This is a genomic window from Chryseobacterium sp. (genome assembly GCF_029240215.1).
In the GTDB taxonomy this organism is placed as follows: Bacteria; Bacteroidota; Bacteroidia; order Flavobacteriales; family Weeksellaceae; genus Chryseobacterium.
Map to the genome: position 1 here is coordinate 18,952 of NZ_JARBTK010000002.1, position 13,810 is coordinate 32,761.

Here is a 13,810-nt window from a genome sequence, read left to right on the forward strand (position 1 = left end):
TTTGTTATAAAATGTATTTTGTATTAATTTGAATTAAATTTAAGAAAATGATATTATACAATATTAATCATTTGCCCAATTCAGACGATCAGCCTGATTGTATTGCCACGGCGCAGCATTGTTTTCTACGTTGGTCATCATCAGATTTAATTCCTGAGGAGCTGCAGATTGTTCCATTACTAAAAATCTTCTCATTTCAAAAATGATAGATAAAGGATCAAGCAATACCGGACAAGCCTGAGTACAGGCATTACAAGTGGTACAAGCCCAGAGTTCTTCTTTTGTGATATAATCGTTCAGAAGTTTTTTTCCATCATCTTCAAACTTTCCGTTTTTATCAATATTTCTTCCTACCTCTTCTAAACGGTCTCTGGTTTTCATTAAAATTAATCTTGGAGATAATTTTTTACCGGTAATATTCGCAGGACAAACCGAAGTACAACGGCCACATTCTGTACAAGAATAAGCATTTAAAAGCTGAACCTGGTTTAAATCAAAAACATCTTCCGCACCAAATTTTGACGGAGCTTCTGCAACAGCACCTTCTGCCGGAGCGGCATAAGGATCAGCATTTGGATCCATCATTAATTTAATTTCAGCCGTAACTGAATCTAAATTATTAAACTTTCCGTACAAATCTAAGTTGGCATACCAAGTACTTGGGAATGCTAAAATAATATGCAAATGTTTTGAATAATAAAGATAATTCATGAAAAACAGAATTCCCACAAAGTGCAACCACCAAGCCGATCTTTCAACAAAAATTAAAAACCCGTTATCGAAACTGAAAATCTCAAAAAATGGAACTAATGTAATTTGACTAATAGGAAAACTTCCATGTTCAGCCAAAATCCCTCTTTGTTGCAAAATGAGATCTGAAGAATTCATAGTAAAGAAAAAAACCATCAAAGCAAATTCGATGATCAAAATCCAGTTGGCATCATTTTTTGGCCATCCGAAGAGTTCTTTCATCGTCAATCGCTTAACTCCGTAAAAATTTCTTCGAATAAAAAACAATACAACCCCAATGATTACAAGTATTGCTAAAACTTCTAAAGTTGCTGTAAAAATATTATAGAAAGTATGTCCGAAAATTGTTGCCAGAAAACGATGTGTTCCGAAGATTCCGTCAACAATAATTTCGATCAATTCGATATTAATAATTACAAAACCCACATACACAAAAAGGTGAAGAATACCTGCGACAGGTCTTTTTACCATCCTGCTTTGTCCCATTGCTACACGAGCCATAGTTTCCCAACGTTCAGGCTTTCTGTCGCTACGGTTGATTTCTCTTCCTAATCTGATGTTTCTATAAATTTTAAAAAGGCTTTTTCCGAATAATCCAAAACCCGCAACTAATAGAATCAGAAAAATAATATTGTCAAGATATTGCATAAGGATGATTAGTCTTTACTGTTCTTACCAAATACTGAGAAATTCACGTATTTCTTAGGATTGGCTTTCAAATCTTCAATCAAAGAATTTAAATTGTTGGATGCTGCATTCAGATTATTATACAACTGATCATCTTTCATGATCTTACCCAAACTTCCTTCTCCCCTGTCAATTCCTGAAACAACTTTGTTTAACTGACCTACAGTATTATCTAAATTAGCAATTGTAGCATTTAATTTTTGTGTATCAATACTTTCAGCCAAATTACCATATTTATCCAGAGTAACTTTACCACTCTTCATCGTAAGACTTGCTTCGTCAAGAACTTTTTGAAGTTTAGGATCGTTATTTCCAACTAATCTGTTTACGCTTCCTGCAGTAGTTTCTAAAGCACCTACCGTTTTATTAAGATTGTGAAGTAAAATCTTGATTTCTTCTCTGTTCTGCTCGTTCATCACCTGATTGGCATTTACCATCAAAGAATCAACTCTGTGTAAAACAGTTTGCAACTGATCTTTTACCGGACCAACCTGAGAAGAAAGACTGTTCATCATTCCTAATTTGAAAGCGCCTTTTAAAGTATCACCATCTTTTGCGATAGGACCACCGTAAAACAAATTCACTCTCATTTCTTTACCTCCCATTAAGCTTGGTTCAAAAATTTCAAGGCTTGAATTTCTTGAAAATTCAAAATTATCATCAACAGTAATTTTTACGATGAAATGGATTTTCCCGTCTTTTGATGTCTGCGGAGTAATTTTATCAACCTGACCAACCTTTAATCCATTAATAGACACCGGTGAAGACTGTGTAAGACCTTCAACGTTATCATATTTTGCATAAAATATATTATCGGTGGTAAAAAGGCTCCTGCCTTTCATGAATTGGAACAAAACGACAAAGCCGATAACAGCTAAGATTGCTATTAAACCAGCTTTTATTTCTTTACTGAACTTCACTTTTTATATTTTTTCTAGTAAGCAAATATAGTACATTTAAATTAATGTTTTTTCTTTATTGCTATGGGTTAAACACAAAAAAAGTGGCAAAAACTCTGCCACTTTTTATATTATTGATTTTAGATATCTTATTGTTGATTTCCAAGCTTGCTCCAGATTTCGATTCTGTAATCATCGATGTCTGCATTATCCTGTAAACTCTTCAACCAAGCCTGACCAAACATTCCTGCATTTCTCTGTGTAACAGATTCTGTGAATTGCTTGGCATCTCCAGGTTGTTTGTTGATTGTTTCGTTCTTTTTAACCAAAACATAAACTCCTGTTCCACCTTCGATAACATTTGAGATTGCTCCTTTTTTAACACCAAATGCAGCACCGGCAACTTTAGGTTCCATTGCACCAGCCACTGATGGGTTGAGCATATTGACCTGCGCAGACTGTTTCGTTGTAGCAAAAGTTTTTGCAACCTGATCTAAGCTTGAAGGTTTTCCAATTTTATCAGAAATCATCTTTGCCGCTTTTTTATTCATTACAATCGTCTCAATCTGATCTCTTACAGACTCCGGATCAGCAAGACCTTTTTCTTGTTTACCGTTTAAATAGACAACAATTTTATCACCTGTTCCGTCAACTGTGAAAATTTCAGAATCTCCTTTTTCTCTTTTCTTATCAAATGCCCAAGCGATGATTTCAGCATCTTTATCAGTTCCTAAACCTTGTAACTGACCGTCAAATCTCTTAGCAGATTTTGCGTTTGAGTATTGATAATTTGATTTTTTAGCAAGATTTACAAAATCATTGAATGATTTCCCTTGAACCTGCTGAATAAATCTTCTTGAATTTTTATCAACTACAGCTTCTGTAGCTTCAGATGGCTTGATAGCTTTTACCAGGTGAGCTACCTTATAGCCCATTGTTCCTGCTTTTTTATCTTCAACGTTGATGATATGGTAACCAAAACTCGTCTCAGTTAAACCTGTAGCACCTTTAGGATTGTTAGCAAGGAAAGCTAAATACGGAGGAGCGAACTGACTTTGAGGAGTCGTCCAACCTACACTACCATTTCTTTCAACAGCATTTGGCTCATCAGATAATTTCAGACCTTCCGCAAATTTTGCAGGATTTGCTTTAATTACAGCCATTAAGCTGTCAGCAATTTTCTTAGCCTGTTCTTTTGTTCTTGTTGCCGTAGATCTCTCTGCACCTTTATATGCAATTAAGATATGTTTAGACAGTGTAGAATCTGAAGCTTTTTTGTCGACTAATTTAGAAACGACATATAAATTCTGCTCTTTGTATGGTCCGAAAGTCTGACCAATTGTAGCTGTTTCAATTTTACCCTGTAATCCTTGAGGCATTTGATTAGCCGGGACATATTGATTGTTGAAAGGTATATCAGAATTTGCCGTTACAAACATAGAATCGTTTGTAGTATTCATGAAGTTTTCTTTCCCTCCACTCTCGTCTGTCCCTACTGAGAATACTTTTGTGATATCTTTCAATACCGCTGCATCATCTGCCGGACTTGGCTTTGAAGGGAAAAACACGATACCAAGATTTCTGCTGGGTTCGGTCTTGAACATTACAGGATGCTGGTCGATGTATTGTTTTAAATCTTCAGTTGTAACTTTGATTTTATTTTTTTGGAGATAAGAAGCGTAATCAACTTTTACAAAATCAATATCAGCAAGCTGATCTCTTTCTTTCATTAATTCTTCAGCCTCTTTTTTACCCGTCGTAATCCCTGTAGAAATATTAGCAAAAACCTGTCTTGCCATGATTCTATACTCGATCGTTTTTCTGGTTTTCAACCATTGGCTGTAACCTTCCGGGTTTGTATTTTGCAAAGTTTCAATCTCTTTCTTCAATTCCTGAAGTTTGAAATTTCCTTTTTCGTCAAAAAGCTGCTGGTTCTGAGCAAACATCTGATCATACTGAATCTGATTCCAAAACAAATCGTCTGTCATTTCAAATCCCATTTTTTCAAATTGCTGCTTTACCAATTTTGATTGCACAAGCAATTGCCAAGCCTGTTCTTCAAGTCCGTTTTTTGGCTGTTGCTGCTGTTCAGCTTGTTGTTGTAATATGAAAAGCTGGTCATTATACTCCTCACGGGTAATTTTTTCGCCGTTTACTTTTCCTAAAACATCAGGATTTTTTCCAAAAACTTTATCGAGACTTTCTGGGTTTACCAAAAACGCTAAAAGCGCCAATGCGATCATTCCCATCAAAAGCCAAGGTCTACTCCTAATCTGTCCTAAAATTGCCATTTTATAAATATAGTTTTATATCAGTGTGCGAAAATACACATTTTTAAGAAATTAGAGAAATATAAGATGGTTTTTTAATTTTTAAAATTCTAATAAAGATAAAATGGAAATTTTGACCGTATTTTTTATCAAAAAACAAATGGCATAAGTATTGTGAAAATTACGTACACATTATATGTAAAGCATTTTCTAAACATATTTTGATTTATCCTTTAACGATTTAAACTATAAATGACAATTTGTCATTCAACTTATTATGACAGAATTTGAAGATATAAATTTTGATGAAATCTTAGGCGACGGTTTTGATATTGTAGCCGAAGAAATCAATCTTTCTGATATTGACGAAAGTCAAAAAAATACTGAACAGGTAATTTTCCCGATTCTTCCGGTAAGAAATATGGTGATGTTCCCAAATGTCGTAATTCCTATTACTGCAGGGAGAAAAACGTCTATTCAATTACTTGAAGAAGCACAGCAAAACGGTGATTTAATAGGAATTGTAAGTCAGAAAAATTCTGACATCGAACAGCCTGCAGAAAAAGATTTTTACCAGATCGGAACCTTAGCGAAGATTATTAAAATCATCAAACTTCCTGAAGGAAACGTTACGGCCATCACAAAAGGTTTTCAACGATTCAAAATAAAAAAAATTACAGGCAGCCAACCTTATTTTAAAGGTGAAATTACACGATTGAAAGATTCTAAAGCCAAGAATAAAGAAGAATACGAGGCATTACTGGAAAATGTAAAAGATTTAGCTTTAAAAATTATTGAACTCGATCCTAATATTCCCAACGCAGCCAATTTTGCCATCAAAAACATCAACAATAATGATGATTTGCTAAATTTCATCTGTACGAATGCCAATTTCCCTTATTCAGAAAAGCAAAAATTGCTTGAGGAAAAAAGTTTGATGGAAAGAGCAAACAAGTGTTACGAAATGATGCATGAAGATTTCAGAAAGCTGGAACTAAGAAATCAGATTCACCAGAAAACTTCAAAAGATCTTGACAAACAGCAAAGAGAATATTTTCTGAATCAGCAGATCAGAACGATCCAAGACGAGCTTGGTGGCGGTCCCGAAAGCGATGTTGAAGATTTACTGAAAAAAGCAAAAGATAAAAAATGGAAACCTGAAGTAGAAGAACATTTCCAGAAAGAAATCGGAAGACTTCAGAGACAAAACCCAAATTCTCCTGACTATAATGTTCAGAGAAATTATCTGGATTTTTTCACAGATCTTCCCTGGGAAACCTTTACCAAAGACACTTTTGATATTGAGAAAGCTCAGAAAGTTTTAGATAAGGCCCATTTTGGCTTAGAAGACATCAAAAAAAGAATTTTGGAGCACATGGCTGTTTTGAAATTGAAAAACAATATGAAATCCCCTATTCTATTGTTGGTAGGTCCTCCCGGAGTTGGTAAAACTTCTTTAGGAAAATCTGTCGCCGATGCTTTGGGAAGAAAATACGTACGTGTTTCTTTGGGCGGACTTCATGACGAAAGCGAAATCCGCGGTCATAGAAAAACCTATATTGGTGCGATGGCGGGAAGAATCCTTCAATCCATCAAAAAATCGGGGACTTCAAATCCTGTAATTGTTTTAGACGAAATTGACAAAGTAGGAAAAGGAATGCATGGCGATCCGAGTTCTGCTTTGCTTGAAGTTCTTGATCCCGAGCAAAACAGCTCCTTCTATGATAATTTCCTTGAAATGGGTTATGATTTGTCTAAAGTGATGTTTTTGGCAACAGCAAACTCTTTATCAACGATTCAGACTCCTCTTTTGGACAGAATGGAAATCATTCAGATTGCAGGTTATACTTTGGAGGAAAAAATAGAGATCGCTAAGAGACATTTAATTAAAAAACAGCAGGACGAAAACGGTTTGACGGCGAAATCTTTCAAACTTGGAAATGCTGAACTAAAACATATCATCGAAGCCCATACTTCAGAAAGCGGAGTGCGCTCTTTAGAAAAAAGAATTGCAGGAATTGCTCGTTGGGTAGCTTTGCAAACCGCTTTAGTGAAAGAATATGATACTAAAATTTCTGTTGAAAAAGTAGATGAAATTCTGGGTGTTCCAAGACCGAAAAGCTTATCTGAACTGACAGATGTTCCGGGAGTTGTAACAGGATTAGCGTGGACGAGCGTCGGAGGAGATATTTTATTTATTGAAAGCATTACGAGCACCGGAAAAGGAAATCTTACGATGACTGGAAATCTGGGAACAGTAATGAAAGAATCTGCAACGATTGCTTTGGAATATATTAAAGCTAAACATGAAGATTTAGGAATTTCAGAAGATGATTTGGAAAAGAAAAACATTCACGTTCACGTTCCGGAAGGCGCAACGCCGAAAGACGGACCTTCTGCCGGAATCGCAATGCTGACTTCTATGGTTTCTACATTTAGAAATAAAAAAGTAAGACCTCATTTGGCAATGACAGGTGAAATTACTCTAAGAGGAAAAGTGCTTCCTGTAGGTGGAATCAAAGAAAAATTATTGGCCGCAACAAGAGCAGGAATAAAGGAAGTTATTCTTTGTGAAGCCAACAGAAAAGATGTGGAAGAAATCAAGCAGGATTATCTGAAAAACCTGAAAGTAAACTATGTGAATTGGATGACCGAAGTTCTTGAACTCGCTATTGAAAAATAATTTTTAGCAATAAAATCTAAAAACCTCATCATAACGGTGAGGTTTTTGTTATGTTTGGAAAAACTTTATCATGAATTTTTTTAAACTTCCTTTTCTGTTAAAACTTGCCCTTGCCGTAGTTTCGATTATCGGAATAGGATATCTTATCAATCTTGGGCAGAGTATTTTAGCTCCATTCTTTTTAGCGTTTCTGATGGCAATGCTTTTTTTACCAATTGCCAATTTTTTTGAGAAAAAACTAAAATTTCCGAGGTCAATATCAACGATCGTGTCTGTTATGATGATGTTGGTTATCCTGACGGGGTTAATTTATTTCTTCGGATCACAAATTTCGAGTTTCAGCAGGGATTTACCACATTTGACCAAACAATTCAATATGGTTTTCCACAACCTTCAGACTTGGGTTTCTCATACTTTTAATGTGAAAATTGATGAGCAGCTCGATTATCTTGATCAGGGTTTAGGTAAACTTTTGTCTTCTTCGGGTGTGATTTTAGGCTTCACTTTTGGAATTTTCTCTTCAAGTTTGGGATTTTTGGCTTTTTTCATTCTGTTTTTCATCTTTATTTTAAATTACAGAAGGATTTTAAATAATTTTATCGTGAATGTTTTTAATGAAAAACATAAAACGAGCGTTCAGGAAGTGGTTTCTGAAGTAAGAATCATGACCAAAAGATACATCATCGGACTTTGTCTTCAGATCATCATCGTATCAGCCCTTACTACGATTGTTCTTACAGTTCTAGGAGTAAAATATGCTATTTTGCTTGGTGTTTTGACGGGATTATTAAATGTCATTCCATATATCGGAATTTGTATTTCGCTTTTAATTTCATGCTTTATTGCATTTGCCACAGGAACCGTTTCTACCTGTGTCTATGTTGCGATTGGTTATGTGATTGTTCATATCATTGACGGAAATATTGTTCTACCTTTTGTAGTAGGATCAAAAGTAAAGATCAATGCTTTATTTTCTTTTATCGGAATTCTTGTGGGGGAGCATCTTTGGGGAATTTCGGGAATGTTTCTGTGTATTCCGGCGATTGCGATCATCAAAATTATTTTTGAAAGAGTTGAAGGATTAAAACCTTGGGGAAAACTTTTAGGTGAAGATGAAAAACCCAACAAAAAGAAAAAAAGCTACAAAATTTCGAAGAACATTACCTTGAAGGAAATGGATTAAGAAACTAAAAAAGAAAAGCCCGTTTCCCAATTAGTGAAAACGGACTTTTTTCATTCCAATTTATCTCCTTTCAGAGAATGGTTTTTCAATTAAAAATTCCTAGTTGTAAGACATTCTAATTTGGTATTTTATCCTAACGGACAAAGAGGACTCATTCCGTTGGGACAATTTTGGTCGCACGGAATATAAGACTGACTGTCAGGGCAATAACCCAAAACAGGATCTCCTCCTCCACCAGAACCGCCTAAACAAGGGTCTCCCGGTGGAATTATACACGGGCACCCGATTGGTCCTATATCACATTTCCCAGAACCACCGGCTCCATTAATTCCTTTTAAATCTTCTCGATTTAATTTTTTAAAATTTTTCAACATATTTTAATATTTTAATTTGACTTGTAAACAAATATATAAAATCTAAAAATATAAAATAAAATTATTTCTCTAAAAGGAGAAGAAAAGAAAAAGGACTTATTATAATTACAATTGGAAATAATTTTTTTTTAAATTTGATATAAAATTATATCCCATGAAAATCATAAAATTTATTCTTTGCCTTCTGTTTGGGCTCATGTTTATCAATGCCGGATTAGATAAATTCTTTCATTACAATCCGATGCCAAAATTATCTGAAGAACAAATGAAAGTTTATGCCGCTTTCGAAGAAATCGGTTGGTTGATGCCATTAGTTGGAGCTGTAGAAATAATTGGTGGATTATTATTTATTTTTCCTAAAACCCGAGCTTTAGGAGCGATTATTATCTTACCTGTAATGGTTGGTATTTTACTGCATAATGTTTACAGAGATCCATCATCAACAGGAATTGCCATTTCAGCAGTTTTAACTTTAATCAATCTTTGGATCATTATTGACAATAAAGAAAAATACAAAGCTTTAATTAGCTGAAAAATAATGAGTAGTCAATTGTGAATTCTTTTTGCTGTCAGTTTTAAATTTACCTGCAGAGCAAAATTCACAATTGACTATTGACTCCAAAATCATACAAATGCGCTGAATCCTGTAATCGATCTTCCTACAATCAGTGAATTGATTTCTTTGGTTCCTTCGTAAGAATAGATTGCTTCGGCATCGGCTACAAATCTGGCAACATCATATTCAAGCAGAATTCCGTTTCCGCCCATTACTTCTCGCGCTCTTGAGACGATATCTCTGGTTCTCATTGTGCAGAAAACTTTGGCTAAAGAAGCATGCTCATCTTTTAAAATATCTTCGTCCTGCATTTCAGAAAGTCTGAAAACCATAGTTTGCATTGCTGTAAGGTTAGATAACATTTCTACCAAATGCCCCTGAATCATCTGAAAAGCAGCAATCGGTTTTCCGAATTGTTCTCTTGTTCTGGTATAGGCTAATGCGCTTTCGTAAGCTCCTCTTGCGCATCCGGTTGCCATCCACGCAACTCCGGCTCTGGTCATTCTAAGAACTTTTGCGGTATCTTTAAACGAGTTGGCATTCTGCAATCTGTTTTCTTCTGTGACTAAACAATCTTTTAAAGTAATTAATCCATTTTGAACGATTCTCAATGCCATTTTTCCTTTTATTTTCTCAACAGAATATCCAGGATTATCTTTTTCAACAATAAAACCTTTTACTTCACCATCATCTAAATCTCTCGCCCAAATAATAATTAAATCTGCAAAAGTTGCGTTTCCGATCCATTTTTTTTGTCCATTCAAAATCCAGCCTTCGGGAGTTTTTTTGCAGGTTACAGTTAAACCTCCCGCTGCTCCGGAACCTACTTCCGGTTCTGTTAAACCAAAAGCGCCTATTTTTTCAAACTTTTGCATTTGAGGAAGCCATTTTTGCTTTTGTTCTTCTGAACCGCAAATGTAAATGGAGCCCATCGACAAGCCAGATTGCACTCCAAAAAAGGTGGCAATTGAAGCATCCACTCTTGCCATTTCCATTGCGATAACACCTTCCATCAGAAAAGGCATTCCTTTACAGCCATATCCTTCATAAGTTACTCCGCAAATATCAAGTTTTTGGAATTTTGGAATTAATTCAAAAGGAAATTCATCTCTCAACCAATAATGATTCACCAAGGGTTTCACTTCTTTTTCCATAAACGCTCTTACCTTGAGCTGAACTTCTCGTTGTTCCGGTGTCAAAGTATGATAGATATCGTAGAAATCTCCGTCAATTGGTGGAAGTTCTTTTTTCTTTTTATTCGGATCAAGCATTTTCATCATTCCGCTCAACTGTTTATCGTCTAATTTGGAAAAGTTTTCCATGAGTTTCGGAAGATTTACTTTTTGTGAAATTTCGCTTAACTGATCAAAATCTATCGATCTGAATAATTCTATGGCATTTCTGATTTTGGAAAAAGTTTTAGACATATTGATTTTGGTTTGATTTGTAAAATTTAAGCAAAAATCAATCCGAAATACCACACTTACAAACTACGTTATTTTACAAAATACTGATTTACAGCAAACTAAGTTAATTATTTTATTTACAAATCTTTTACTTTCTATTTTCAAACATTACAAACGTTTCGTTCTCAACTTTGAGGTAAGCAAAAAATTAAAAATCAATATTATGAAAACTACTTACATCAAATTATCATTAGCAATATTTATTTTAATTGGAATCTCTTCATGTAAAAAAAATGAAGCAACAGTAAGCGATTATGATACTGCAGAATACAACAAAGATATAACAGCAGATAGTGTCTCATCTGTAGCAAAAATGTCTGTAAAAGACAAACAATTTATCAAAACTGCCAACGTCAACATGGAAGTAAAAGATGTTTACGATGCGACAATTTCCATCGAAAAATCGGTTCAGGATTTGGGAGGCTTTGTCACCAATAGTAATTTGCGGAGTAATGTTTTCTCAGAAGATTCTTACAATACATCAGACAACGAAGCAATGCTTGTCAAAAAATACCAAACTGAAAATACAATGCAAGTAAGAGTTCCTACCGAAAAACTGGGCGAACTTTTGACTTTTATTAACGACAAAAAGCTTTTTCTTAATTCAAGAGTCATTAACGCTGAAGACGTGACGGCAAGTATAAAATATGCAGAGCTCGAAGGAAAAAGAATTAAAAAAACCGGTGAAAATATTTCAGAGCTTAAAACTACTAAAGACAAAGTAAATCTGAGCAATGAAAATATGTCTGAAGAAAATCCTAATATGGATGTTGCAGATCATTTAAAATATAGCACAGTAGACATTTACATCAAAGAGCCACAACTTCGTATTGCGGAAATTGCCGTGACCAATACCACAAATATTGACAATAAATATAAGTTCGCCTTCTTTTACAGTGCAAAGAATGCTTTTGTGGAAGGTTTTTATTTAATTCAGAGAATTTTTGTGGGATTGATTATGATTTGGCCGATTCTTTTAATTGCAGGTTTTGGATTTTACTTTTACCGAAAAAATCAATCTAAAAGAAAAGCAATTCAAGCTACAAAAGAATAAAACCGGCATCCTAACCTTGTGTTATCAATATAGATTTTTCAAAACCTCTGCATTTCTGGAGGTCTTTTGTTTTTGATTTCTTTAAAATATTTGAAATCAAAATACTCTAAGTCGATTTTTAACCCTCAATTAACATCGTTGGTGTAAAATTCCGTAAATTTGCAGATCATTAATCCGGCATAAGGATTTGATTGGTTTTACACCAAAATTCTGAGCCCTAAAATTTTAATTTCTAGACTTTTATGCTATCAAAAATAAATCCTATACAAACTAACAGCTGGAAGGCACTTGACGATTATTTTGCAAACAATGACTTAGAACTGAGAAGTCTTTTTCAATATAATACTAATCGTTTCAATGAATTTTCTATAAAAAGAGAAAATTTTCTTTTCGATTATTCTAAAAACTTGATTACTGCTGAAACTAAACAGCTTTTATTAAATCTAGCAGAAGAATGTCAGTTGAAAGATGCAATTTCTAAAATGTTTTCGGGAGATATAATCAACGAGACAGAAGGAAGAGCCGTTCTGCATACAGCTTTGAGAGATTTTTCCGAGAAAGAAATATTGGTTGACGGAGAAAACATCAAACCTCAAATCAAGAGAGTTCTTGATCACATGAAAACTTTTTCTGAAAGCATTATTTCAGGATCACACAAAGGTTTTAACGGAAAAGAAATCACTGATGTTGTGAACATCGGAATCGGAGGTTCAGATTTGGGACCTGTAATGGTGGTTTCTGCTTTAAAACATTTTAAAACCAGATTAAACGTTCATTTCGTTTCTAATGTGGACGGAAATCATATTGCAGAAGTTGTAAAAGATTTGAATCCTGAAACCACTCTATTCATCATTGCTTCCAAGACTTTTACAACTCAGGAAACGATGACGAATGCCAATTCAGCAAAAGACTGGTTCTTAAAAGCAGGGAAACAGGAAGATGTCGCAAAACATTTTGTCGCTTTATCAACCAATGTTCAAGCAGTTAAAGACTTCGGAATTGCAGAAGAAAACATTTTCGAATTCTGGGATTGGGTTGGTGGAAGATATTCACTTTGGAGCGCAATCGGTTTAAGCATCGTTCTTTCAGTTGGGTATGAAAACTTTGAACAATTATTGAAGGGAGCTTTTGATACAGATCAACATTTCCAAACGACAGATTTTTCTGAAAACATTCCTGTTTTGATGGGGTTATTAGGAATTTGGTATCGTAATTTCTACGCAGCAACAAGCTATGCAATTTTACCTTATTCTCAATATTTAGACAGATTTGCAGCCTATCTTCAACAGGGAGATATGGAAAGCAACGGAAAATGCGTTGACAGAAACGGAGAATTCGTAGAATATGAAACAGGACCAATCATTTGGGGAGAACCTGGGACAAATGGGCAACACGCTTTCTATCAATTGATTCATCAGGGAACAGAACTGATTCCTGCAGATTTTATCGCGTATGCAAAAAGTCCTAACAAAGTTTCTGATCATCAGGATAAATTGTTAGCTAACTTTTTTGCACAGACTGAAGCACTTGCCTTTGGAAAAACGGAAGAAGAAGTTGAAGAAGAATTAAAATCAGCAGGAAAAACTGACGAAGAGATTGATTTCTTATTAAACTACAAAGTCTTCCACGGAAACACTCCAACTAACTCAATAATTTTCAATGAATTAACTCCTTTTTCATTAGGACAGTTAATTGCAATGTATGAACATAAAATCTTCGTTCAGGGAGTAATTTGGAATATTTTCAGTTTTGACCAGTTTGGTGTTGAATTAGGAAAAGTTTTAGCAAATAAAATCTTACCTGAATTAGAAAATAATGAGACAATCAGCTCTCATGATAGCTCAACAAATGGACTGATTAATTATTATAAAGCAAATAAATAACTATT

The 13,810-nt window shown here is 34.6% G+C and carries 10 protein-coding genes; 5 read left to right on the forward strand and 5 right to left on the reverse strand.

What is annotated here, in order from left to right; all coding sequences use genetic code 11:
- Positions 1-63: 63 nt before the first annotated feature.
- The 3 genes from K0R77_RS03975 to K0R77_RS03985 form a co-directional block, all read right to left on the reverse strand.
- Positions 64-1,398 carry a (Fe-S)-binding protein gene (locus K0R77_RS03975; protein WP_300348567.1) on the reverse strand — a complete coding sequence of 445 codons (1,335 nt, stop codon included), beginning with the start codon at positions 1,396-1,398 and terminating at the stop codon, positions 64-66.
- A gap of 8 nt (positions 1,399-1,406) precedes the next feature.
- A complete protein-coding gene (locus K0R77_RS03980) occupies positions 1,407-2,357 on the reverse strand; it encodes an MlaD family protein (RefSeq protein ID WP_300348585.1) in 951 nt (316 codons plus the stop codon).
- Between the two features lie 128 nt (positions 2,358-2,485).
- The gene (locus K0R77_RS03985) at positions 2,486-4,627 is read right to left on the reverse strand and encodes a SurA N-terminal domain-containing protein (RefSeq protein ID WP_300348594.1); all 2,142 of its coding nucleotides are present in this window, start codon (positions 4,625-4,627) and stop codon (positions 2,486-2,488) included.
- A 256-nt stretch (positions 4,628-4,883) separates the two neighbouring features.
- On the opposite strand from K0R77_RS03985, the gene lon reads away from it, so the two are divergent.
- Positions 4,884-7,289, forward strand: coding sequence for an endopeptidase La (gene lon, locus K0R77_RS03990; RefSeq protein WP_300348605.1), 2,406 nt, complete (start codon positions 4,884-4,886; stop codon positions 7,287-7,289).
- Between the two features lie 70 nt (positions 7,290-7,359).
- The gene (locus K0R77_RS03995; RefSeq protein ID WP_300348616.1) at positions 7,360-8,472 is read left to right on the forward strand and encodes an AI-2E family transporter; all 1,113 of its coding nucleotides are present in this window, start codon (positions 7,360-7,362) and stop codon (positions 8,470-8,472) included.
- Between the two features lie 128 nt (positions 8,473-8,600).
- On the opposite strand, the gene K0R77_RS04000 is transcribed toward K0R77_RS03995, so the two are convergent.
- Positions 8,601-8,846: a hypothetical protein gene (locus tag K0R77_RS04000; RefSeq protein ID WP_300348629.1), complete on the reverse strand. Its 246-nt coding sequence runs from the start codon at positions 8,844-8,846 to the stop codon at positions 8,601-8,603.
- A 154-nt stretch (positions 8,847-9,000) separates the two neighbouring features.
- Between K0R77_RS04000 and K0R77_RS04005 the strand changes: the two genes are divergently transcribed.
- Positions 9,001-9,378 (forward strand): DoxX family protein, encoded by a 378-nt coding sequence (locus K0R77_RS04005; protein ID WP_300348641.1) that lies wholly within the window; start codon positions 9,001-9,003, stop codon positions 9,376-9,378.
- 92 nt (positions 9,379-9,470) lie between these two features.
- On the opposite strand, the gene K0R77_RS04010 is transcribed toward K0R77_RS04005, so the two are convergent.
- On the reverse strand, positions 9,471-10,829 hold the full coding sequence (locus K0R77_RS04010) for an acyl-CoA dehydrogenase family protein (protein ID WP_300348673.1): 1,359 nt from the start codon (positions 10,827-10,829) through the stop codon (positions 9,471-9,473).
- A 202-nt stretch (positions 10,830-11,031) separates the two neighbouring features.
- On the opposite strand from K0R77_RS04010, the gene K0R77_RS04015 reads away from it, so the two are divergent.
- On the forward strand, positions 11,032-11,922 hold the full coding sequence (locus K0R77_RS04015) for a DUF4349 domain-containing protein (protein WP_300348685.1): 891 nt from the start codon (positions 11,032-11,034) through the stop codon (positions 11,920-11,922).
- A gap of 242 nt (positions 11,923-12,164) precedes the next feature.
- Positions 12,165-13,805 carry a glucose-6-phosphate isomerase gene (gene pgi / locus K0R77_RS04020; RefSeq protein WP_300348694.1) on the forward strand — a complete coding sequence of 547 codons (1,641 nt, stop codon included), beginning with the start codon at positions 12,165-12,167 and terminating at the stop codon, positions 13,803-13,805.
- The last annotated feature ends 5 nt before the right edge of the window (positions 13,806-13,810 follow it).